The organism is Haloimpatiens massiliensis (assembly GCF_900184255.1).
Taxonomy (GTDB): domain Bacteria; phylum Bacillota; class Clostridia; order Clostridiales; family Clostridiaceae; genus Haloimpatiens; species Haloimpatiens massiliensis.
This window is the reverse complement of record NZ_LT854640.1, coordinates 2,112,769-2,137,824: the sequence shown is the minus strand read 5'-3', so window position 1 is coordinate 2,137,824 and position 25,056 is coordinate 2,112,769. Positions and strand designations below refer to the sequence as shown.

General features: G+C 28.7%; 18 protein-coding genes. 14 read left to right on the top strand and 4 right to left on the bottom strand.

Annotated elements, in window-relative coordinates; genetic code table 11:
- Positions 1 to 5 precede the first annotated feature (5 nt).
- From C1715_RS18145 to C1715_RS18135, 3 genes are all read left to right on the top strand, one after another.
- A complete protein-coding gene (locus C1715_RS18145) occupies positions 6 to 1,262 on the top strand; it encodes a glycosyltransferase family 2 protein (protein ID WP_102401746.1) in 1,257 nt (418 codons plus the stop codon).
- Between the two features lie 150 nt (positions 1,263 to 1,412).
- Positions 1,413 to 3,515 carry a cellulose biosynthesis cyclic di-GMP-binding regulatory protein BcsB gene (locus C1715_RS18140; RefSeq protein WP_102401745.1) on the top strand — a complete coding sequence of 701 codons (2,103 nt, stop codon included), beginning with the start codon at positions 1,413 to 1,415 and terminating at the stop codon, positions 3,513 to 3,515.
- Positions 3,516 to 3,822: 307 nt separating this feature from the next.
- A complete protein-coding gene (locus C1715_RS18135) occupies positions 3,823 to 4,926 on the top strand; it encodes a glycoside hydrolase family 113 (protein ID WP_102401744.1) in 1,104 nt (367 codons plus the stop codon).
- Positions 4,927 to 5,177: 251 nt separating this feature from the next.
- Here C1715_RS18135 and C1715_RS18130 read toward each other — a convergent pair whose 3' ends face one another.
- Positions 5,178 to 6,059, bottom strand: a complete 882-nt coding sequence (locus C1715_RS18130; RefSeq protein ID WP_102401743.1) for a YitT family protein — start codon at positions 6,057 to 6,059, stop codon at positions 5,178 to 5,180.
- A 301-nt stretch (positions 6,060 to 6,360) separates the two neighbouring features.
- Here C1715_RS18130 and C1715_RS18125 point away from each other — a divergent pair, with 301 nt between their 5' ends.
- Together C1715_RS18125 and C1715_RS18120 are read left to right on the top strand one after the other, a co-directional pair.
- Positions 6,361 to 7,053, top strand: coding sequence for a response regulator transcription factor (locus C1715_RS18125; RefSeq protein WP_102401742.1), 693 nt, complete (start codon positions 6,361 to 6,363; stop codon positions 7,051 to 7,053).
- A complete protein-coding gene (locus tag C1715_RS18120; RefSeq protein WP_102401741.1) occupies positions 7,031 to 9,178 on the top strand; it encodes a sensor histidine kinase in 2,148 nt (715 codons plus the stop codon). The genes C1715_RS18125 and C1715_RS18120 overlap by 23 nt, the downstream gene beginning before the upstream one ends.
- Before the next feature lie 167 nt (positions 9,179 to 9,345).
- Here the strand turns inward: C1715_RS18120 and C1715_RS18115 are convergent, their stop codons facing one another.
- Positions 9,346 to 10,155 (bottom strand): DUF166 domain-containing protein, encoded by an 810-nt coding sequence (locus tag C1715_RS18115; protein ID WP_102401740.1) that lies wholly within the window; start codon positions 10,153 to 10,155, stop codon positions 9,346 to 9,348.
- A 174-nt stretch (positions 10,156 to 10,329) separates the two neighbouring features.
- Between C1715_RS18115 and hgcA the strand changes: the two genes are divergently transcribed.
- The 6 genes from hgcA (at position 10,330) to hydF (ending at position 17,082) form a co-directional block, all read left to right on the top strand.
- On the top strand, positions 10,330 to 11,487 hold the full coding sequence (gene hgcA / locus C1715_RS18110; RefSeq protein ID WP_252989021.1) for a mercury methylation corrinoid protein HgcA: 1,158 nt from the start codon (positions 10,330 to 10,332) through the stop codon (positions 11,485 to 11,487).
- Between the two features lie 239 nt (positions 11,488 to 11,726).
- Positions 11,727 to 11,936 carry a mercury methylation ferredoxin HgcB gene (hgcB, locus tag C1715_RS18105; protein ID WP_102401739.1) on the top strand — a complete coding sequence of 70 codons (210 nt, stop codon included), beginning with the start codon at positions 11,727 to 11,729 and terminating at the stop codon, positions 11,934 to 11,936.
- Between the two features lie 624 nt (positions 11,937 to 12,560).
- Positions 12,561 to 12,812, top strand: coding sequence for a TM1266 family iron-only hydrogenase system putative regulator (locus C1715_RS18100; RefSeq protein WP_102401738.1), 252 nt, complete (start codon positions 12,561 to 12,563; stop codon positions 12,810 to 12,812).
- 205 nt (positions 12,813 to 13,017) lie between these two features.
- On the top strand, positions 13,018 to 14,070 hold the full coding sequence (gene hydE / locus C1715_RS18095) for a [FeFe] hydrogenase H-cluster radical SAM maturase HydE (RefSeq protein ID WP_102401737.1): 1,053 nt from the start codon (positions 13,018 to 13,020) through the stop codon (positions 14,068 to 14,070).
- A gap of 239 nt (positions 14,071 to 14,309) precedes the next feature.
- Complete coding sequence (hydG, locus tag C1715_RS18090; protein WP_102401736.1) at positions 14,310 to 15,686, top strand: [FeFe] hydrogenase H-cluster radical SAM maturase HydG; 1,377 nt, start codon at positions 14,310 to 14,312, stop codon at positions 15,684 to 15,686.
- 205 nt (positions 15,687 to 15,891) lie between these two features.
- A complete protein-coding gene (gene hydF / locus C1715_RS18085; protein WP_102401735.1) occupies positions 15,892 to 17,082 on the top strand; it encodes a [FeFe] hydrogenase H-cluster maturation GTPase HydF in 1,191 nt (396 codons plus the stop codon).
- Between the two features lie 376 nt (positions 17,083 to 17,458).
- Here hydF and C1715_RS18080 read toward each other — a convergent pair whose 3' ends face one another.
- Together C1715_RS18080 and C1715_RS18075 are read right to left on the bottom strand one after the other, a co-directional pair.
- Positions 17,459 to 18,673: an MFS transporter gene (locus C1715_RS18080; RefSeq protein ID WP_102401734.1), complete on the bottom strand. Its 1,215-nt coding sequence runs from the start codon at positions 18,671 to 18,673 to the stop codon at positions 17,459 to 17,461.
- Between the two features lie 3 nt (positions 18,674 to 18,676).
- Positions 18,677 to 19,417, bottom strand: a complete 741-nt coding sequence (locus tag C1715_RS18075) for a glycerophosphodiester phosphodiesterase (protein ID WP_102401733.1) — start codon at positions 19,415 to 19,417, stop codon at positions 18,677 to 18,679.
- A gap of 808 nt (positions 19,418 to 20,225) precedes the next feature.
- Here C1715_RS18075 and C1715_RS18070 point away from each other — a divergent pair.
- From C1715_RS18070 to C1715_RS18060, 3 genes are read left to right on the top strand one after another with little or no spacing between them, the layout of a single operon-like run.
- The gene (locus tag C1715_RS18070) at positions 20,226 to 21,992 is read left to right on the top strand and encodes a B12-binding domain-containing radical SAM protein (protein ID WP_102401732.1); all 1,767 of its coding nucleotides are present in this window, start codon (positions 20,226 to 20,228) and stop codon (positions 21,990 to 21,992) included.
- A 19-nt stretch (positions 21,993 to 22,011) separates the two neighbouring features.
- On the top strand, positions 22,012 to 23,262 hold the full coding sequence (locus tag C1715_RS18065; RefSeq protein WP_102401731.1) for an MFS transporter: 1,251 nt from the start codon (positions 22,012 to 22,014) through the stop codon (positions 23,260 to 23,262).
- Between the two features lie 18 nt (positions 23,263 to 23,280).
- Positions 23,281 to 25,038, top strand: coding sequence for a B12-binding domain-containing radical SAM protein (locus tag C1715_RS18060; RefSeq protein WP_102401730.1), 1,758 nt, complete (start codon positions 23,281 to 23,283; stop codon positions 25,036 to 25,038).
- Positions 25,039 to 25,056: the final 18 nt, after the last annotated feature.

Genomic DNA, 25,056 nt, shown 5'->3' with positions numbered 1-25,056 from the left:
AAATTATGAAGGAATTAAATTTTGTAGATTATTTATTTATATACTCTTTGGTTTCTATATGGATGTTACTTCTTATGAATATTGTGCTGTCTATATCAGGATATAAATACTATAGAAAAACTATAGAGAAAACTATAGAGGATTTAAATGATTATCCTATGGTTTCAATACTGGTACCTGCACATAACGAAGAAAAGGTCATAGGAAGAACCGTGAAATCTCTATTGCTTTTAAATTATCCAAGGGACAAAATGGAACTTATTGTAATAAATGATAATTCATCTGATAATACAAGGCAATTGCTTGAAAAAATAAAAGAGGATTACGGTAAATATAATTTTACCATTATAAATACAGATGAGAAAAATGGCGGTAAAGGTAAATCTAATGCACTTAACAAGGGATTTGCGATATCTAAAGGAGAGTATATTGCTGTATATGATGCAGATAATACTCCAGAGAAAAATGCACTTAGATATTTGGTGAATACTATACACAAGGATGAAAGTCTTGGAGCAGTTATAGGAAAATTTAGAACTAGAAATAAAGCTAGGAATCTCCTAACTAAATTCATAAATATAGAAACTTTAAGTTTTCAGTGGATGGCTCAAGCAGGAAGATGGCAGCTTTTAAATCTTTGTACCATACCAGGCACTAATTTTATAGTTAGAAGAAACATAATTGAAGAACTGTCAGGATGGGATATAAAGGCTATAGCTGAGGATACAGAAATAAGTTTTAGAATATATAAAATGGGATATAAAATAAAATTTATGCCAAAGTCAGTAACCTGGGAACAGGAACCAGAAAATTTAAAAGTATGGTTTAAACAGCGTACTAGATGGGCAAAGGGGAACATTTATGTTTTGCTTAAATACATAAAAGGAATATTTAATAATAATGCTAAAAGTGTCATATTTGATATATTTTACTTTTTTACAGTGTATTTTTTATTCCTTTCCTCTGTAATAATATCTGATGGGATTTTCTTATTAAGTTTGTTTACTAAAATAGAAATACATATTACTGGAAATTTTCTTGTGCTGTGGATTCTTGCATATATTCTTTTCATATTGGAAGTATTTTTAACTTTAAGTATGGAAAAAGGCGAAAGTAATTTAAAAAATCTGGTTTTAGTTCCAATTATGTATTTTACATATTGTCAACTTTGGATGGTAGTGGCTATAAAGGGTATAATTCAGTATCTCAAAGATATTATATTTAAAAGAGAGGTAAAGTGGTATAAAACTGAAAGATTTTAATATGAATTATAAATTAAATAATTGATTTAAAGTAAAAAAATAAGTAAAAGTGAGTAATAAGGAGGCTTGAAGACTTTTATCACTAGATATGGAAGGAGGATTTGGCGGGAGTTTGGCAATTATAATACATACTCTCTCTAAAGATAATTTATGAAAAAATTATTAAGCACTTTATTAGTATTTATTTTAACTTTGTCTTTGATGATTTCTAATAGTAATTTGGTAGAGGCAGATAATTTAAATAATTCTATAAATAAAAAGTCAAAAAACTATAGGTTTGAAAAGGATTGGACGGGCAGTGGTGTTTTTGCTACTAAGGCTTTTTTCTTTGATGTTAGCAATAATTGGACTATTGAAGGTTCGTATGTTAATTTAGTATTCACAGAAAGTGAACTACTAGAAAATAAAAATTCTACATTAACAGTTTTAATAAATGACACACCCATTGGTTTTATAAGGTTAGGAGATAAAAAAGAAAATAAAAGAACTGTTAAAATGCCAATTTCAAAAGATAAAATAAAAGATGGATTCAATGAAATAAAAATTAAGACATATAAGAGAATTTCGGAAAAACCATGTATTGATGATGTTAATACAGGAAATTGGATAGTGATACATAAAGAATCATATGTACATATAGACTTTAAGGATAAGGAGGATTCTACTGCATTAAAAGATTTTCCTTTTCCATATATGAAGGAAAGTGATGAGATACCAGTAAATAGTATAGTGGTAGTTCCAGATAATAGTTCTAGTTCAGAAATAACCACAGCTATGATGATTTGCGCGAATTTTGGTTCTAAAAGAAAGTATGAAAATATAAATACAAAAATTTATAAGTTTTCTGATGCAGTAGAAAAATCTTCAACTAATGTTGTGTTCGTAGGTCAGGAAAATAAATGTCCTAAAGAAATAATAAATCTTTTAAGTCCAGAGCAGCGACAAAACATTAAAAATAGCGCTGTGATTAAAGAAGTACAGTCACCGTACAATAAATATAAGAAGATGTTAATAGTAATTTCTAAAGATGAAAGTAAACTTATAAAAGCGGGAGAGCTATTAAGTAGTAAGGATTTAATGAAACAGATAAATGAAGATAGTATAACTGTAGATAAAGATTTAACCGTGAAAGATCCATCAAAAACTGAATTAGAGAATATAAGTTTTTCAAAGTTAGGATATAATAATGTGCTTTTACCAGGGTCTTTTAGACAGGAGTCAAATTTCACACTAAATATACCTAAAAATAGATTAGTAAATAAAGCAGCTAATATAGTATTAAAAACCAGATATTCTAAAAATTTGGATTTTGATAGATCCTTACTTACGGTATATGTAAATGAAACACCTATAGCTAGTAAAAAATTAAGTGCTAATAGTGCTGATAATGATACTTTTCAAGTAAGTATACCAGAGGATGTAAGAAATTCTAGTTATTATGACATTAAAGTAGCCTTTGATTTACAATTAAAGGATGTATTCTGTACCTTTAGGGAAGAAGATAATCCTTGGGCGTACATAAGCTCAGAATCTTACGTCCATTTACCATATAAGGAAGGTAGAGATTTTATTTTTGAAAATTATCCTAATCCTTTTGTAGCAGAGGGTGAATTTAATGATTTTACTATGATTTTACCAGATGAATTTTCTTCTCAGCAATTAACATGGGCTGGAAACATTGCAGCTCATATGGGACATGATATAGATTTAAATGGTGGAGATTTTAAAGTTCTGGCAGCAAGTGAGGCATTGAAAAATCCTCCAAAAGGAAATTTACTAGTGCTAGGGACTCCAGAAAATAATGAAGTAGTAAAAAAGTTTAGCCAAAATATGTATGTAAAGTTTAATAAAGGTTTTACAGCTTTTCAATCTAATGAAAAGGTGAATTTACTTCCAAGCTATGCTAGCGAAATAGCTACTATACAACTTATACAATCTCCTTTTAATAGTAATAGTAAAGTTATGTTGGTAACATCTGTAAATGAAAAAGACTTAGGGTTAGCGCAGAGATATCTTAAGGACTTAAATTTAATTAAGAGTCTAAAGGGGAATTCAGTAATAATAGATAGAATGGGTAATTTTAAAAATCTAACTTATGGAGAAAAAGAAGATAAGATAGAAAACAAGTTTAGTTTTAGTAAAATTGCTAGCATGAGTGCTGGAACAAAGTCTTTAATAGTATTTTTGATTGTAGTTATTTTATTCACAGTGACTGCAGCAATAATGTATATAAAAAAATACAAAAAACAGTAGTATTAAAATAGCATGCATTTTTAAAGTAAGGCACATTCAAATAAATAACAAGCCAGTATGTTAGTCTATTTTGCGTCATACTGCGTCAGCAGAACCCACCGATAGTTCTACTAGCGGCGGAACCTGCTTCCTTGTCTGACACAAAATATACCTGCATCTTTGACTTGTTATTTATTTTCATGTACCTAATGTAAAATTATGATGTATAAAGATATCCTGTGATTATGGTTTAGAATAATGGTTAGGGGGTAAGGTGGCAATTAATTAAAAAATTTAATTTTATAAAGGGGGAGTAAAGTTACACAGTATGAAGGGTAAAAAAAGAAAGAAAATAATTATTGTATTAATATTTATTGTGCTTGTATTTTATGTGATACAATTGAATCCATCCTTTAAGGGTAGTATAAATAATTTTAAAAACAAGATGCTAGGTAAAACTTTAAATAAGGAATTTAAAGTTAAAATCAAATCTGCTAATCTTTCTACGGACTATGATATAGATAAGGTGATTGAAGATATAGATAAACTGGGACTAAATACTATAAATGTACCAGTGGCAGTTAATATTCAGTCTTTAACTTCAGATAATATGCAAGTGGATAAAAATAGTGAAAAGAAGGCCATTAAACTTATAAAAAAATTAAGGTGGAAAAAGATAAATATAATATTAGAACCTTATCCTTGGATAAAAAATGGAGAACTTTATGAAACACAGTGGAAACCAAAGAATATTGATGATTTTTTTTGGAATTGGAAAAACAATGTGTTAAAAGTATTGATAGATGATGTGGCGGTGCCTTATCATGTGGATGCTTTGAATGTAGCTTCTAATTTTGTTCAAATGGAGTATGCAGAAGGTTATTGGTGCGATGCGGTAGATTTTGTGAGAAAATATTATAAGGGACTTATAACTTATAGAACTTGTTGGTGGTACACAGCTAGTTGGGATAAAAAAACTCAGGAAGATTATTTAAAAAAATTAAATAACAAAGTATTTTCTAAAGTGGATTTTATAAGTATAGCAGCTTATTTTGAACTTACGGATAAAGATGAAAATACTATTGAAAATTTAAAAAATGCCTTACTTAGCTCTCAAAGATATAACAGAGAGCAAAATATAAAGGATGAAATCCATAGTTTTAACTTAAAATGGAATAAGCCTATTTTTTTCGGTGAACTGGGATTTCCAAAGAGAAATAAGGCTTCTGTGGAACCATGGAATCCAGTGCCATCTTTCATAGTGAACAATAAGGAACAGGCTAGATGCTTTAAGGCTTACAGAATTGTTTTTGAAAAAGAAAATTGGTTTTTAGGGTTTTCTGTATTTGCAGTAGGTATGGATGGTGAGCATAAAAATTATTATCCATCAGAAGAAAGCATCAAGGTTATAAATGAATGGTATGAAAAATAATTAATTCACTTTTCGAAGATATAAAATTGTAATTCTCTTTTTATTTAGTTATAAAAGAATAAGATACAAATAAATATTAAATAATAAATGGCAAATAGGGAGGTTTTTCTTTGTGAGACTTAGAAAAACTTCCCTATTTAATATTTATATTTTCAAAAATTATCTAGTGTAAAGTCTGAAATTTAAATTCCAAAGTTAAGTTAATTGATTATGTTACAGCATTTATTTTTATATCTTTAAAATATTGTAAGTTATTCAATTTCTAATGGGTCAAATCCATCTCCTTTACCCCAAGCAAATATTACAGGAACAAGGTTTATAAATGCATTTTTATCTATTTTAGCTGCAAAGTTTTTAACTATCATGGATTCTTTTGTGGAGCAAATTAAAATAACCTTTCTTTTATTTACGTTTGAGTAGGCTCCAGTAATGGTGCCTATGCTAACACTCCTTCCCAGTTCTTTTAATATAAACTCTGCAATATCATCAGTTTTTTCACTTATAACTACCATTTTAACAAGAGATGATCCAAAACCAAACAACACTGATTCCATGACTTTGGCATAAATCATTTCCATAACTATGGCATAAAGTACCGCATTCTTGCCAAAAACAAAAGCTGATAGTGAAAGAATTGATATGTCAATTATAAGTAAAATTTGGCTTATGCTCATAAAAGGAAGTAGCTTTTTGTTAAGAATTTTAGCTACAGTGTCTGAACTTCCTTGAGAAAATCCCTTTTTTAATATGAGGCCTGTACCAATTCCTGAAAAAATACCATAGTAAATACAAGATAGTAAAGTACCATTGCTACTAGATTCAATAAAGTTAAAACTTATATTATCAAATAAAATCAATATTAAAGGATAGGTAGTAGATAGAAGTAAAATTTTAAGCACTTCTTTTTTCCCAAGTAAAAACCAAGTTAATATTAATACTGATATACAAAGGGTATAGTATATGAATGTATATTTAATATTTAATAATTTTCCAAGCACTAGAGAAACACCTGTAAATCCACCTACTACTAATCCATTAGGTTTTAGGATACAGGTAACTGCAAAGGCTTGTATAGAACAGCCTAAGTAAACAATTAAATAATCTAAGAGTCCTCTTTCAACTTTCTTTTTCAATATAAAAACACCTCCTATGGGCCAGCATTATTACAAAATGTAGATACTAAAATAGATTCTTTAATTTATATAATATCAATAATCCAAGTAAAACACAAGATAAACCAGTGATAAATACACAATAAAACAACAAAAAAACAATACAATACACAATAATACAAAGGGAACAGTATATAAAATTTCTTAAGAAATTTTAAGATTTTTGAAGACTTATTTTTAAAAATCTATTTGTATAATAAAACTATAGCAAAGGAAGGAAGTGAAAAGCATGGTATAATTTATGTGAAAGGGCGGGGTATGCATGAATAAATACAATATTTTAATAGTGGATGATGAAGATGAAATAAGAGATGCAATAGAAATATATTTAAAAAACGAAGGCATCAATGTTTTTAAAGCTAAGGATGGAATAGATGCATTGATGCTTTTAGAAGAGAAAGAAATTCAGTTAATATTAATGGACATTATGATGCCAAGAATGGATGGAATCAAGGCAACCTTTAAAATTAGAGAAAAGAAGAATATTCCCATAATAATGCTTTCGGCTAAATCAGAAGATACGGACAAAATATTAGGACTTAATATGGGGGCAGATGATTACATCACAAAGCCGTTTAACCCATTAGAACTAGTAGCTAGAGTTAAATCACAGCTCAGAAGATATATGGATTTTGGCAATTATAAAAGTACAGGTGATAAATTAGTAGTTAGAGATTTAATTTTGGATAAAAATACTAAAATGGCAATAGTAGATGACAAGGAGGTAAGGCTTACCCCTACGGAATACAATATATTAGAATTTTTGATGGAAAATAAGGGAACAGTATTTTCTATTGAACAAATATATGAAAAAGCGTGGGGAGAGCCTTATTATAATGGAGAAAACACCGTGGCAGTACACATAAGAAGAATAAGAGAAAAAATTGAACTTAATCCGAAAGAACCGAGATATTTAAAGGTGGTGTGGGGAATTGGATATAAAATTGAAAAATAGGAAGAGTATAAATGTTTTAGTTTTTATAATGGTCTTGTATATGATGGCTTTTTCAGCTCTTAACATTATAGATTGCATGGCTAATAGAAAGTATTTTCAAAAGGATTATTACTTTAGAAGTGAGGAATTTTCAGGAATTCTTCTTACTTACTATTCATTTATAATTGATATTCATAATAATTTTAAGGATTATGAAAAAAAATCTTTTGAAGAAAAAGTTGATAAGGATATGTTAGATACTCAAATAAAGATGAAAAGAGAGGAAATAGAAGAAAAATATAATAGTCTCATTAATAGAGCAGAGAGTTTTGAAAATAAAGATGAAGTAAAAAACTTAAAAGAAGAAAAAGGTCGAGAACTTGAAAAATTTGAAAAGGATATTAAAGATGAAAACTCTAATGTATTAAAAGCGTTAAAGCAGAAAGTTGTATATTTTCAAGATGAACATTATAATGCTAGAAAAAGATATTTGGATTCACTAAAAGAAGTAAGATATTATATAAGAAATGATGATAATGGAAATATATATACTAATTTACAATCAGAAAGTGAACTACAAGAATATTTAAAAGATGCATTATTTTCTATTAAATTTCCAATGATGACACCTGTTAATTATGCTGAAAAAGAAATGAAAAATAAATTTAAGCATAAAAATTTAAATGGATATTTTATAGTTCTAGATGATAGTGAAAAAAATTCAATGATTATGTCACAATACAAAAGGGCTCAGGATATAAGGAATAGGGTTATAAGTGAAAGTATAATGTGTATCATAGCTTTAATACTGACTTACGTTTTATTAAGATATTTAAAAAAAATAAATTTCTTTAAAGAAAACTTTTTAGGTATAAAGAAACATTATAAAAAAATACCATTAGATTTTAAAATATTATTATTTTTGATTTTTTCATTATATGTATATCACAAGTGTAGGTTTAGCGTATTTAACAATAACATTAGTATATCAATAATATTATATATTTCTTTAATGGCTCTATATATTATTTATTTAGTCATTGCTGTGGATGAATTAATTATTCTTTCAAAGGACAAAAGGGAATTTAAAAATCAGTGGGGCAAAAGCTTTTTATGTAGAATTGTTGATTCCTTAAAAGATAGTTTTATGTTTAAAAATATAGGATTTAAAATGCTCATGATTATTTTTACTACCGTATTTTTGGGTATGATTTTATCAGCAGCAGTGGTAATACCAGCGGTATTTGCAATACCAGCAGCAATATATATGTTCTTTTATACAGTTTTTATAATGTACAATATATTTAAAAGGGTTGGATATTTCAATAAAATATTAAAAGGTACAGAGGAAATGGTATCAGGACATTTAGACTACGCCATAGATAAAAAAGGAACAGATTCTCTTTCTAAATTAGCTAGTAATATAAACAACATTAAAGAGGGATATAAAAAATCTTTAGATGGCAGTATAAAAAGTGAAAGATTAAAGTCAGAGCTTATAACTAATGTATCTCATGATTTGAAAACTCCCCTCACTTCTATAATAAATTATATAGATTTGTTAAAACAACAGGACTTATCTAAAGATGAAATAGAAGGATATGTGGCAGTTTTAGATAGAAAATCTAAAAGGTTAAAAGACTTAATAGAAGACTTATTTGAAGCATCCAAGGTAACTAGTGGAGCAATAGAGCTCAATATAGAAAGGGTAGACATAGTGGCGCTCATGAAACAGGCTCTTGGTGAGTATCATGAAAAAATTACAAATTCATCCTTAGATTTTAAAGTAAATCTTCCTAATAAAAATGTATTTTTAAATTTAGATGGAAAAAAGACCTGGAGAGTTTTTCATAATCTAATAAGTAATGCACTTAAATATTCACAATCAAATACAAGAGTTTATATTGATTTAGCGGAGGAGGAACAAGAAGTTACAGTTACTATAAAGAATATAGCTTGTTACGAAATGAATTTTGATCCAGATGAAATATTTGAAAGGTTCAAAAGAGGGGATGAATCAAGAAGTACAGAAGGTTCAGGATTAGGCCTTGCTATTGCTAAGAGTATTGTAGAACTACAGAATGGAAGTCTTAATATAGTTGTGGACGGAGACCTATTTAAAGCCATAATTAAATTCAATAAATAAAGGGCTGTCGCACTAAGAATAAATTCTACAACATATTGTGTTAATTTAAAATTTGCAAAACAATATATTGTATATAAATTTCTTAATGCGACGTCCCCAGTGTGCTTAGAGGGCTAGTAAAGGATGATTCTCTCTAGATAGCTTATGCATGAACCGAAAAATCACACTTAGTCGGTTCTTATGATTTCAGCATTTTCTAGGGCATTATAGTGGGTGTAGCCAGCGATATGAAGAGGGGTGTCTCCTAACTCTGGATCTATTTTCATTCCACCAAGGCAAGGATAACTGTGCCAGTATTTTGCTACGGCTTTTTTTGCTTCTTCACCAAGTTTTTTACCTACTAAATGTTTAGCTACATTGTAGCCATTGCCACAAGGAGCTGATATGACAGATTCTGCTTTTATAATTATATCTTTATTATTTACATATAATTTAAACTTAGGTTTGCCAAGTTTATACTCATCTATAAATTTATCAATAGTTTCTCCATTACCGTAATTTAGCGTGCAAAATGGCTTAGGAAAGGCATATTGTAAATCATATTTTCTACACTGATTAATGATTTCATCTCTTGTCCATCTTGAAACCCAATCTCCACTCTCACAAGGAATCAAAAGGGATTTTCCACTGCTTTTTTTAACTAATTTAGGAATTTCCACTAATATGTCTTCATGTATGCCTATAGCTATAGTTATATCATGGGTAGCTAATTTTTTTGGTAAATAGCTTAGTGGTTTATCTTCAAATTTTTTATATAAGTCAGGAAGCTTTATTATTTGAACTATATGCTCACTGTAATCTAGGTTGTAAGCAGCTCTGCATCTAAAACATTCCTTTCCGCAAAGGGTACAAACATCTTTTTCATCTTTCAGATTAGGTATAAACTTAAGGTTTGCAAATCTACTATCTAGTTTTATATAAAATTCATTTTCAGGATTTAAATTGCTTTTTTCACAGGAAATTATAACTATTTTCATAAAAACACCTCCAATGGATATCTAGTATGTTATCTTAATTATAAAATGGAAGTTTTGAAAAATCGGTAACTTTTGGTACGGTAGAAAAGACCATACACGATTTTATTTAAGTTTCTGTATATTCGTGATAATATTAATGTGAATGATTAAAAATGATAAGAAGGTGGTGTTAGAATGGTCATGGACTTAAAGGAGTTAGACAAGAAAGCTTGTTGATGTGAAGAAAAAAGGGACTCTAGTTTAGAGTTGAATATATCTGAAAATCATGAAGAGAATGGAAAGGTTTATAGAAATTTAAATGAGGCAATTACAGGATATATAGATACTGAAATAGGATCAATACCGAAAATAAGGACAAAGCTTAATTATAAAGATGCATTAGGATGTATAGGCATAAGATTAGGTATAAATAGGAAAAATTATTGTATAAAGCCAGGTATATATGCTGTAGGAAAACCAACCAAGGTATCACCAGTTTTAGTAACCGCTAATTATAAATTTACCTTTGACAAATTAAGAAAAGAATTAGAGGGCTTAGATATTTGGATAATGGTTATAGATACTAAAGGAATAAATGTGTGGTGTGCAGCTGGAAAAGGTACCTTTAGTCATGATGAGATTATAAGAAAAATTAAAACTACAGAATTATCCAAAGTAGTGGTACATAAGGTTTTAATATTACCTCAATTGGCAGCACCAGGAGTTTCAGCTAAACAGGTAACAAAGGCCACTGGATTTAGAATAATATATGGACCAATAAGGGCAGAAGATTTAAAGGAATTTATAAAAAATAGATTTAAAGCTTCAGAGAGAATGAGAAAGGTTACCTTTACTTTTAAAGAAAGATTGGTACTTACACCTTTAGAAACAATACAAAATATAAAATATCTGTTATTAGTTTTTCTATTGTTTTTGATTGTAAATTATTTACTTAAAATAAGAGGGGAGATGGTAAATGGAGTGGCCTATACTAGTATAATTAATCTTTCAGCCTATTTTATTGCCATATTGATAGGGACAGTAGTATTTCCAATTTTATTGCCATATTTACCTTTCAGAGCATTTTCCCTAAAGGGACTTGTGCTGGGGGTATTTTGGGCTATAGTGGTTATTAATTTTTCCACTATATTTATGATTTCGTCTAATTTACTATCATATTTAGGAAATGGGTTTTTACTTACTTCATTAATAACATATTTAGCATTAAATTTTACAGGCTCCACTCCATATACTTGTTTTTCAGGAGTTCTGAAGGAAACTTTATATGCAGTTCCTACGGTAATCATATGCTCACTAGTGGGAGGAATACTTTTAATAATACAAGCTATATAAGGTTTTATAAAAATTATTCTTAAGATTAGAAATAATACATTAACGTGAGCTTAGAGGATATTTTTTATAATAAAATATTTACTTTAAAAACTGAAATTAATACGTTAATGCTAATTTTATGAGTAGTTTTATGAGTTTATAGAAAATATAGTTTATATGGGAAATAATAAAAGTTAATATGTTTATCTTTAGCGAAAGAAGATATTGCAATAAAGAATATATTGTAAGGGAAGGATTTTATGGAATACTTGAAAAATGTAGCATCCTTGAAATTAAATGAAGAAAAATGTACTGGGTGTAAGATGTGTATAAATGTATGTCCTCATGAAGTTTTTGTTATGGAAGATAAAAAAGCTGTTATAATTAGAAAAGATAGTTGTATGGAATGTGGTGCTTGTGCACAAAACTGCCCTTCTGGAGCTATTGAGGTTAAAAAAGCAGTGGGATGAGTACTGGCAATATTAAAAGGTATTCTTGCAGGATGTAGGAAATAAAAAAGCTAAAAACTCTTGCTCATTTATTAGTGAGATGTTATTATATAAATAATTTAAAATAAAATTCAGAAATTTAAGTGATTTGTGGAATTTCAATGAAACTTAATTGAAATTTAGGAGATTTATTAAATTTGTGCATTTATAAATAATTTGAAATGGGTATTAGAAATTAGGTTCAAATATTTAGAGAAAAATCTTTAAATATTTGTTCAAAGTATATGTAATTATAAAATATTACCTAACAGAAAAGAGCAATCTAATCTGAAAGGAAATAGATATATAGTTTTATGTTATACAGGTTTATAGAGAATTGATGTCCATGTTATGTCTATGTAATGTCTGTGGAGGTATTGTTTATATGTATTTCTATAATTTTGCATGGAGTATTATATAATCTTGTGTAGATTGAATTATGTAACTGACTTTCCTTTTTAGGAAAGTTTTTTTATTTTTTAAATTTAAAAGAGAAAAACCACTTCAGTTTAAGCAAGTGAGGGAGGGTTTAGAGAATGAAATATAAAGAAAGGAGAAAGCTAAATATGGAGATATTAGTCCATATTTTAAGCAGTGAAAACTCATATGAAAAAAATTGCTGTAATAAGTGCCATATTAGAGGAACCAGAAAAGTGTCAAAGGGAATTCAATCAAGTTATAGCTAGTTTTAAGGGCATTGTTAAGGGGAGAATGGGTATACCCTTTGAGGAGGAAGGAATATCTGTAATTTGTATAACTGTAATGGGAGATTTAGATAATATAAATAGCCTTACAGGAAAGCTTGGGAATATACCTTATGTATCCGTAAAGACCTCTATATCTAAAAAAGAAGTATAATTTAAAATTTAGAATGTAAAATTTAAAATGAAGGTTGAAATTCCTAGAGAATTTCTCCAATATTTAAATTTTAAATTTTTATTTTATAACTGCGAAAGTTGAAATTATAACGAACTAAAAGAAACAATTATGATTTTATAATTGAGGGAGTTAAGTTAATTAACTATAAAATTTATAAATTATATTATTAGGAGAGAGTGTGTAGATGAGAAGTCTCATAGATAAACTGTATAAAGAAAATAACTTGGATAAAGATAAAATGCTAGAACTTTTAAACAATATGAATGATAAGCATAAGGAATATCTTACCGAGAAGGCTCATGAAACTAGAATGAAGATTTATGGAAATAGAGTTTTTATGAGAGGACTTATAGAGTTTACCAGTTACTGCAAGAGAAATTGTGTTTACTGTGGCATAAGAGCAGGAAATAAAAAAGCAGAAAGATATAGATTATCCTTAGATGAAATTTTAAATTGCTGTGAAACAGGTCATAGGTTAGGTTATAGGACATTTGTACTTCAAGGCGGGGAAGACGAATTTTATAGGGATGAAAAAATAGTGGAAATAGTAAAGACTATAAAGGAGAAATATCCTGAAAATGCTATAACTCTTTCCATAGGAGAAAAGTCTTATGAAGCTTATGAAAAGTATTATGAGGCAGGTGCAGATAGATATTTATTAAGGCATGAAACTGCAAGCAAGAGTTTATATGAAAAGCTGCATCCTAACGCTAGTTTTGAAAATAGAAGAGAATGCCTTTGGAATTTAAAGAAAATAGGATATCAAGTGGGAGCAGGTTTTATGGTGGGGCTGCCGGGGCAAAAAAATGAAAACTTTGTGGAGGACCTTATGTTTTTAAAGGAATTAGAACCACATATGGTGGGTATAGGACCTTTTATTCCTCATAAAGATACAGCTTTAGCCCATGAATTACCAGGTACTGTGGAGACTACTACCACATTGCTTTCTATAATTAGACTACTTTTACCTAAGGTGCTGCTTCCAGCCACCACTGCCCTTGGAAGTATAGATCCTTTGGGAAGAGAAAAGGGACTTAAAGCTGGTGCAAATGTAGTTATGCCAAATTTATCACCTACAAATGTAAGGGAGAAATACTCCTTATATGATGGAAAGATTTGCACAGGAGATGAAGCGGCTGAATGTAGAAAATGCATAGAAGGCAGGATAATTAAAGCTGGTTTTTCTCTAGATATGTCTAGAGGAGATAATGTAAATTGGAGCAGGAAATTGTACTAAGAAAAGATGTAAGGCACATTCAAATAAATAACAAGCCAGTATGCTAGTCTATTTTGCGTCATACTGCGTCAGCAGAACCCATCGATAGTTCTACTAGCGGCGGAACCTGCTTTCTTGTCTGACACAAAATATACCAGCATCTTTTACTTGTTATTTATTTTCATGTACCTAAAACAAAATGTATAGAGTAATTTAGGATTATTAAAGTAAAATTAATAAATTGGTAGGGAGTGATAAGAATGTTTATAAATCAAGAGCACATTGAAAACTTATTAAGGGAAGCTAAGAATGCAACTAAAGAAGATATACAAAATGTACTGGAAAAAGCAGAAAAAAGAAATGGTTTAAGTCACAGGGATATTGCTATTTTACTTCAAATAGAAGATAAGGTTCAACTAGAGAAAATGTATAAAATAGCTGGAGACATAAAAAAATCTATTTATGGTAATAGGATTGTTATGTTTGCACCTTTGTATATAAGTGATTATTGTGTAAATAATTGCGTATACTGCGGATATCAAAAATGCAACCAGTTTAAAAGAAGAAAATTAACTATGGACGAAATACAGGAAGAAGTAAAGATTCTAGAGAAAATGGGTCATAAGAGATTGGCACTAGAGGCCGGGGAAGATCCGGTAAATTGTCCTATAGATTATGTATTAGATGCCATAAAAGCTATATATAGTACGGAAAATAAAAACGGAAATATAAGAAGAATTAATGTGAATATAGCAGCTACTACTGTGGAAAATTACAAGAAACTAAAAGAGGCGCAAATAGGCACATACATATTATTCCAAGAAACTTATCACAAACCTACTTATGAAGCTATGCATCCAAAATGTTTAAAAGGGGATTATGAATATCACTTAACTGCCTTTCATAGAGCTATGGAAGCAGGTATAGATGACGTGGGTGCTGGAGTTTTATTTGGCCTTTCTGATCCTAAGTTTGAAGTGCTTTCTTTGATGATTCATAATGAAGAATTGGAAAAGGAATTTGGAGTGGGCTTTCATACCATATCTGTGCCAAGACTTAAAAAGGCAGAAGGTATGAAACTAGATATGTTTCCACACTTAGTGGATGATGATATGTTTAAGAAAATAGTTGCTGTAATTAGAATAGCTGTACCATTTACAGGAATAATACTATCCACTAGAGAAACAGCCCAAATAAGAAAGGAACTTTTAAAATATGGAGTATCTCAAATCAGCGCCGGATCTTGTACAGGGGTTGGTGGATACAAGGAGCATGAGAATTGTAAAAATGTAGAGCAGTTCAAAACATCAGATCAAAGAAGTCCACTGGAAATCATCAAAGCTTTAATAGATGATGGATATATACCAAGCTATTGTACGGCTTGTTATAGAAAGGGAAGAACTGGAGATAGATTTATGAGTCTTGCCAAATCAGGACAAATACACAATGTCTGTACTCCAAATGCTTTGACTACACTTATGGAATTTGTCATAGATTATGGTGATGAAGAATTATACCAAAAGGCAGAGAAGCTAATAAGATGTGAAGCTGAAAAAATTCAGAGAGAAGATGTAAAGAATTTAGTGCTTGATAATATAGAGAGATTAAAAAAAGGAGAGAGGGACCTGTTTGTTTAGGGGGCTAGGGTGCTAGAGTGTTAGAGGGGCGGAAGTTAGTGGGCTAGGGTGCCGGAGTGTTAGAGGGCCGGAAGTTAGTGTGCTAGGGTATCAGAGTGCTAGAGGTCTAGAAGTTAGAGTGATAGAGTTTTAGTATTTGAAGGATTAGGAATATAAAATGTGAAGAGGATAGTGTGTACATTATGTACGAAGAGGAGGTGGATTTATGAACGAAACGCCTAGTGCTAATAGAAAACACATAGGTATATATGGAAAGACTAACGCGGGTAAGTCGGCACTTTTAAATGCAATTGTAGGTCAACAAATATCCTTGGTATCAAAGGTGCAGGGAACTACCACGGACCCTGTTACAAAAGCTATGGAGTTTATTCCACTAGGCCCAGTGGTGTTTATAGACACTGCGGGGCTTGGGGATAAAAGTGAATTAGGAGAAATTAGAGTTAAAAGAACTTTGAAGGAACTTCAAAGAACAGATTTCGCTTTATATGTTATGGATATAAATGATATTGATATGGACGCCTATAAAGAAACAGTGACTAATTTTAAAAAATACAGTATTCCGTATATGACAGTGATAAATAAAATTGACACTACTACTGAAGAGATCATAAATAAAGTTAAAAAAGAATTCCATGAGGCTATTTTTGTATCTGCAGATACAGAAAAAAACATTATGGAGCTTAAGAGTGAAATAATTAAAAGAATGCAAGAAGATGAAGCGGAACTTTCTATATTAGGGGAGTTACTTCCGTATGACAGCAAGATTATATTAGTAGTTCCTATAGATTCCGAGGCTCCAAAGGGAAGAATAATTTTACCTCAAGTTCAGTGTATAAGAGATGCCCTAGATCATGGTATAAAGAGTTATGTGGTGAGGGATACAGAATTAGAATCAGCTCTAAAAGATATTAAGGATGTGGATTTAGTAATTACAGATTCACAGGCATTTAAAACAGTGGATAATATGGTTCCAAATCACATAAAGTTAACTAGTTTTTCCATACTATTTGCAAGACATAAGGGGGATTTACAAACTTTTTTACAGGGAGTAAAAAAGATAGAAGATTTAAAGGAAAATTCTAATATACTTATGTGGGAAAGTTGCACTCACAATACTTCTCATGAAGACATAGGAAGAGTAAAAATACCTAGAATGTTAACTAAGCATTTAGGAAATAAGTTGAATTTTGATTTTAAAGGTGGGCAAGATGCCCCAGAAAATTTAGAGGATTATGATTTAGTAATTCACTGTGGTGCTTGCATGCATACTAGAAAAACCATGTTAAATAGAATAAATATGTGTAGAGAAAAGGGAGTTGCAATAACTAATTACGGAGTAGTTTTAGCATATTTAATGGGCATATTGGATAGAAGCATAGAAATTTTTCAATTATAAATTTCCAATTTCAAAATAAATTAATCTAATTAAGGACCGTTGTATTAAGGTAAGTACTTACAATATGTGATGGTTTTATAGAAAATTTGCGAAAAGCACCGTTGCTTGTGTCGGTGGTAGTTCACTTATAAAACAATATATTGTATGTAAATTACTTAATGCAGCGGCCTTATACTTAGAAATATATTGTTAATTATTTTTATATAAAGAAGCCACCATTGCTTGTCTTGATGGACTTTACATAGAGGCAAGCTATATAGTATCTTACCTTTTTGTTTTAAAAATTGAAGTTTGGAATATCATTTTATCAATTACTATTTATGCGTTCATTTCACTTACTAGCGGTTAATTTAAATGATACTTCCTCATTGGAATTTTAAGAGTATTGTTTACTGGTATTGTGTATGCAAATCCATGCAAAAGCATAGGCTAAGGCTGTAAATAAAAACATGAATTTAAATCCTATTAAATCTATAAGGCCGCCTAAAAATAGTGGCCCAAGTATTGCAGCTAAGGAAGAAGAAAAATAGTATAGTCCTGTATAGGTGCCTATTTTATCTTCTGTGGTCATCTCCACTACCATAGGATAAGAATTTATATTGATAAGAGCCCAGAAAAATCCACCTATGGCCATTAGAATCAGCATAAGTAATTGATTCAATGGAAATAAAGTACCTATAAGTGATAAAAGAATAAATACAATCACGTCTCCAGAAATACCTATAAGTATAGTTTTTCTCTTACCAAGTTTGCCACCTATAAATCCAGCGGGAATAGCAAAAATTAAAAATGAAAGAGCAAAAAATCCAAGTATAAAAGAAGCTTTAGTAACAGGGAGTTTTAAGAATTGAACACAGTAATTGCTGAAGGTAGCTTCTACACCTTGATAACCTACAAACCAGAAGAATACTGCAAGTAAAATATAAAGAGTAGTTTTATCCTTGTCTTTGCAAATATCTTTTAATGAAGAAATTATGCTTATTTTTTCTTCTTTTTCTACATTAATATTCTTAGGTTCCTTTATGAACTTCATCAGTATAAATAAGGTTAAGAACATTAAAATTGCTGTTCCAAGGAAAGGATAATTTTTGTTAGCTTTATATAAAAATGATCCACCGATGAGCACAAATACAGAAGCTAGTCCGCCCATAAAATTAATTATTCCATTGGCTTCGCTTCTTAAGTGCGATGGAGTTATATCAGGCATAAGTGCAACGGTTGGTGCTCTATATATTGCCATGGAAAAATTTAATATAGTAATAATTATCATAAAATTCAGAAAACTTGAGTAATTAGGAAGCAAAATAAACATTAAAGCAGAAATAGGTATGCCTACCATAAGATAAGGCATTCTTCTTCCAAATCTTGTATTGGTTCTGTCACTTAGAGAACCAACAATTGGAATCAGTGTTACTGCTAGTATGTTATCTAATGTCATAATAGAATTGATAGCAAATTGACTATTAAGAAAATCCCTTAAAAATATTGGTACATAAACATTATAAAGAGGCCATACAAGGCTTATGGCAAAGAAACCAAAGCCAAGTATGAAGGTTTTTTTATAATTTAATTTAGAATTTTTAGTATCCATTGTTTAACCCTCCTGAACCTCACTTACTATTTTTTTAGCTTTGTCAGGGTAGTTGGTTATTATACCGGATATTCTAGCAGCAGCAAGTTCTCGCATTACTTTTTCATCATTTACTGTATAGGTATTTATATCTAAATTATGAGCATAGGCCTCTTCTATAAAATGTCTATCTAAAGTTAAATATAGAGGATGGAGAGCATTGACTTTTATAAATTTGGCATATTCCCAAGGTTCATATAATGAAGCGCCATATAAAAGCCCAGTTTTTACATTAGGGTTTAATTCCTTTACTCTAACTAGTGAATAATGATCAAAGGAAGAAATTATACACCTATCTAGCATATTGTACTTTTGTAAACAAGTTAAAACTTTTTCCTCTATATTAGGATATATTCTATAGCCAGCCTTAATTTCTATATTTACAAAAAGTTCGGTCTTACAAATAAGTTCTAAAACTTCATCTAAAGTTGGAATTTTTTCACCTTTAAATTCTTTTCCAAACCAAGAACCTGCATCTAGTTTTTTTAATTCCTCTAAGGTATAATTTGCAATTAATCCTTTTCCATTTGAAGTCCTATTTAAATATTCATCATGCATTACTATAAGATGACCATCTTTTGATAGGTGTACATCTAGCTCTATGCCATCAGCTTTCATATCTATAGCCTTTTTAAAAGCAGCCATGGTGTTTTCAGGAGCATAAGCAGAGGCACCTCTGTGGGCTTGAATTTTTGTAAAGCTCATATTAAAACCTCCTCTTTATTTTCGTACAGCTTTTGGCTAAACGAATATATTTTACTACATAAGCTTAATTGAAACCCTACCTATATAAATACTGGGTAATTCAAAGTTTTTAAGTATATAAGTATAGAAATGTTACCTTGAAAAACCAAAACATATGAAAAAAATACAAAAACATCAATATATAGGAGAATTAACTTATATGAATAATATACCATAAAATAATGAGAATAGAAGTAATTTTATATAATAGAGCATAAATTTAATGGGTGTTGATTTAAGGCACATTCAAATAAATAACAAGTCAGTATGCTAGTCTATTTTGCGTCATACTGCGTCAGCAGAACCCACCGATAGTTTTACTAGCGGCGGAACCTGCTTCCTTGTCTGACACAAAATATACCAGCATCTTTGACTTGTTATTTATTTTCATGTACCTAATATTATTAGAATAAAAAATTATAACGCTCTATGTTAAACTAAAGTTTTATATAAAATATATAGAGTTTATTGAAAACTTATAAAATAATGTTAGTTTAGGCTTAATAATTTATTTACATTTTAATGTTTATTTATTTGCGTTGTTATGGTAATATATATATATCCAAATAATTACATTAATATATTTTTATTGAAAATTTGAATATGTAATACAATAATAATTACTTACAAACATTCATATATTTATTTATTACCTTCTATAATTTTATACGAAAAATTTAATGATTTTAAATTATATTACATTTATTCTATTTAAGAAGTTTAATATCTCATATATTAGCAGAAAATATAAAGGATAAGGAGACTTATTATGAAAAAAATAGTATTCATAAACTCTGTAAATGATATAAGGAAAAAAAATAATTTTTCAATTGGTTCATTTAGCTTAGGAACTATATTAAGAAAGCATGGATATTTTGTAAGAATAATTGACTTTGATTATTTAATGAATTCATCAATAATAAAAAATAATTTTAACAAGACTAGACAGAATATTCATACAATGTGCGATTATATAATAAACAATCAACCCAATGTTGTGTGCTTTTATACTATGAGCAATTCTTATTATTTAACAATTAAGTTAGCAAAATTATTAAAAAGTAAGAACCCAAATATAAAGATTGTATTTGGTGGACCACAAGCAACCTTAACTGCTAGAAAAACATTAGAAATATGTGGTGAATGGATTGATGCAATAGGTCTTGGAGAAGGAGAAAGTAGTATAGTCAATATAATAGATAATTTGATTAATAATACAGAGTTTACAGATGAAATAGGTGTTGCATATTTAAAGAATGGTGAAATTATACTTAATAAAACAGTATTAATAGATAATTTAGACGACTTAGAAATGATAGACTATTCCTTATTAGAAGGAACTTTTGAAGAAAGTATAGATTTAGACGTAGGTAGAGGGTGCCCTTTTGCATGTAAGTATTGTTCTACAAAAACTTTTTGGAAAAGAAATTTTAGGTTAAAAAGTTCAGAAAGAATTATAAAAGAAATAGAAGATCTTAATCAACGTTTTAATATAAATAAATTTAATTTTGAACATGACTTATTTACTGCTAATAAGAAAAAAGTATTAGATTTTTGTGACAAGCTAATTAGTTCTAATATAAATATAAATTGGACATGCAGTTCTAGAGCAGATACATTGGATGAAGAATTAATTAGTAAAATGAGGGAAGCTGGATGTGAAGCTGTATTTTTAGGTATAGAAAGTGGATCTACGAAGATGCAAAAAATAATAAATAAGAATTTAAATTTAAATAAAGCTTTAGAAACAACTACTTTATTAAAAAAATATAATATGGAAATAGTTACTTCGTTTATATATGGATTTCCTGAAGAAAATGAAAACGATGTCAATGATACAATTGAAATGATTTATAAGATGATAAGAATAGGTGTTCATAGAACCCAACTTCATTTATTTTCATTATTTCCAGGGACTCAATATTATGAGGAATTAAAAAATAACTTATATTTATCAAAGCAAATTCCTGATGGTTCATGCAGTATATATGTGGATAATGATAGTATGTATTTCATTGAAAAAAATAAAGAAGTATTTCCTCAATATTTGGATTTTAAGGTTAGTATTAGAGAAGATTTGAAATTTTTAGATATATATATATTAACTTATTCAAGAGTATTAATGAAATATATGAATACAACATATAAATTTCTAATTAAGAATGTATTTGGAAATCATTTGAAGCTTTTTAAAAAATTTAGAGAAGTAAATATTGAACAACTTAAATTGTATGAAAATCTAATTTATAAAATACAATTAAATCCTAAAAATTGTATAAGAGACTTGGGGAATTTAATTAATTCATGCGATTTTGAAAACAAAGATATTTTATATGAAATATATTTATTTGAATCAGATATTGTTAATTTTATTTATTATAGTCAGAACGATAAATTTTTAAATAGTTATAAATATGATGTATACACAATTAAAAGTTGTAATTTAGATTTAAAATTAGCTAAACATGAAAACACTAACATATGTTTTACACGATTAAATAATAATAATGATTTAAATATTAAAAAAGTAGTATAAATTTAGGAGAAAAATATTTATGGGTAAAATAAGTAATAAATATAAAGCTTTATTAAAAGAGACTAATTATATTAAAGAATCTACTGCTACTTTAATTTCTAGATTTGGAGATGGTGTTGATACTATTGCCTTTTCATGGCTTGTTTATTCAATTACGGGATCTACATTGTTAGTTGCCACTTTATTTGCTGTTAATGGGCTTCCTAGTCTTATTTTTGGAATATGCTCAGGTGTAATATGTAAATATATTGCTGAGAAAAAAATAATGGCTATATGCGATTTTGGAAGAGGAATATGTGTAGCAATAATTGCGCTATTAAGTATATTAGGGAATTTGAAGGTTTGGCATCTATATGTAATCACCTTTATGAATTCATCTTTTGAAGCTTTTAGATCTCCAGCATCCACTAGTATATTTCCTGAAATAATAAGCAAGGAGAACATAGACAACGGTATAGCATTATGTACATCTTTAAATAGGATTTCTGAATTGTTAGGATATGCTATAGCCCCAATATTAATAGCTACAGTTGGTTTAGGTGGAACAATAATGGTAGATTCAGTAACTTTTATAATATGTGGAGTTATTATATTGACGCTAAAAGTATCCAATAAGATAAAGAAAGACAATGCTATTACTATAAAGGGATGTTTTACGGATTTGAAAGAAGGTTTCAAATATATTGTAAAAGATAAATTTATTTTAAATGTATGTTTATTTTCATGTGTTATAAATGCACTAATAGTACCATATAATGCTCTTTTAGCTCCTTATGCAGTTCAGGTATTGAAAAAAGGTAATGAAGTTATTTCCATAATGAGTATAACATTGGTACTAGGCATGTCTATTGGTTCACTTTTTGTACCAAAATTAAAAGAGTTAATCGGAGGACACAAAGTATTTATATTAGGAGGGTGGATTATAGGATTAACTTATTGTATTTTGTCACTTTTAGGAAAAATACCTAGCAACTTAGTATATCTTTCTTCTGGTGCAAATACATTAATTATGGGATTTGGAATTGTATTCTTAAGTTTTGTTCTTCAGATAGCTATGTTCAAAAGAATATCACAAGAATATCTAGCAAGAGTAGCTTCATTATTTAATGCATTGGCATTATGTGCTGCCCCTATTACATCCTGTATAGTAGGTTTGGTATCTAAAATGATTACATTAGAGCAAATATTTCTCATATTCGGAATAATTATATTAATAATTTTTACTATACAAATATTTAATAAACACATCAAAGAGTTTAATAAATGTTAATTAGGGGATGATAAGCATATGTCAAAAATTATATTTGTAAAACCACCAGATGATGTAAAAAAAACAAATAATTATTCTATTGGGTTATTCAGTTTGGGAACTATATTAAAAAAAAATGGATATTCTATAAGAATAATTGATTTTGATTATATAATAACAGAATCTTTAATTAAATGTTCTAATGATAATAATGAAAACATAGAATTTATGTGTGATTATATTTTAAAAGAAAATCCTGATATAGTTGATTTTTATACTATGGGAAATTCATATTATTTATCAGTAAGTTTAGCTAAAAAGTTAAAAAGCAAAAATAAAAATTTGAAAATTATATTTGGAGGTCCCCAAGCTTCCTTAATAGCAGCTGAAACATTAAAAGCATGTCCATGGATTGATGTTATAGGGATTGGCGAAGGAGAACTTAGTATACTTAATATAGTAGATAACTTATTACTAAATAAAAAATTCACAACAGAATTAGGTGTTGCTTATTTACGAAATGGCAAAGTAATATGTAATGAATCCATATTAATAAAGGATTTAGATACTTTACCTAAGTTAGATTATTCTTTATTAGAAGGTAACTTGGGCGAAAAGATACAGTTAGAAGTTGGAAGAGGCTGTCCTTTTGGCTGCAAATATTGTTCCACCAAAACATTTTGGAAGAGAAATTTTAGATTAAAAGGTTCAGAAAGAATAATTGATGAAATTAGTGAGCTAAAAAATAAATTTGATATAAATGAATTTGAATTTGAACATGATCTATTCACTGCTAATAGAAATAGAATACTAGATTTTTGTAATAACTTAATAAAAAATAATATGAAGATTACTTGGCGCTGTAGTTCAAGAGCAGATACTTTAGATGAAGAATTGATAAAGAAAATGAGCGAAGCAGGATGCACTTCTATGTATTTAGGGATAGAAAGTGGATCTAAAACCATTCAAAAAATTATAAATAAAAATTTAGATTTGGATAAAGCCATAAATACTATGAAATTATTAAATAAATATAATATTCATACAACAGCTTCTTTTATTTATGGTTTTCCGGAAGAATCAGAAGATGATGTTAATTTAACTATTCAATTAATTTACAAAATGTTTCGCATAGGAGTAAATACTATTCAATTTCACCTATTTTCATTATATCCAGGATCAGAATATTGGATGCAATTAAAAGATAAATTATATTTTTCAAATGTATTTTCAGACGGAGCATCTAGTAAATATGTAGATTTAGATGCTATAGATTTTATAGAAAAGAACAAAAATATATTTCCAGAATATTTAGACTTTGACATAGGTATTAGAAAAAAATTAGAGTTTTTAGATATGTATGTATATATATATTGTGTAACTTTCATGAAATATATGAATAAAACTTATGAACTTTTGGTTTCTACATTTGGAAGTCATTTAGAATTTTTCAAAAGGTTCCGAGAGGCTAATTACCAAGATTTTGAATCAAATAGAAATTTAATATATAAGATGCATATAAATCCACAAAAATCAGTAATTGCTCTTGGAAATCTAATTGATAGTATACATTGTCCTAATAAAAATATTATAAGTGAAATGTATAAATTTGAATCTGATATAGTTAAATTTATTTATTATAGTAAAAAAGTAATGATTTTAAATAGATATAAATGCAATGTATATGAAATGAAAATGTATAATTTGGATTTAAAATTAGCTAATTATGTTGAAGATGAAATATGTTTTACTAGATTGAATAGTAATAATGATATAAACATTAAAAAGGTAATTTAAAAATATTCTAAGGAAGGG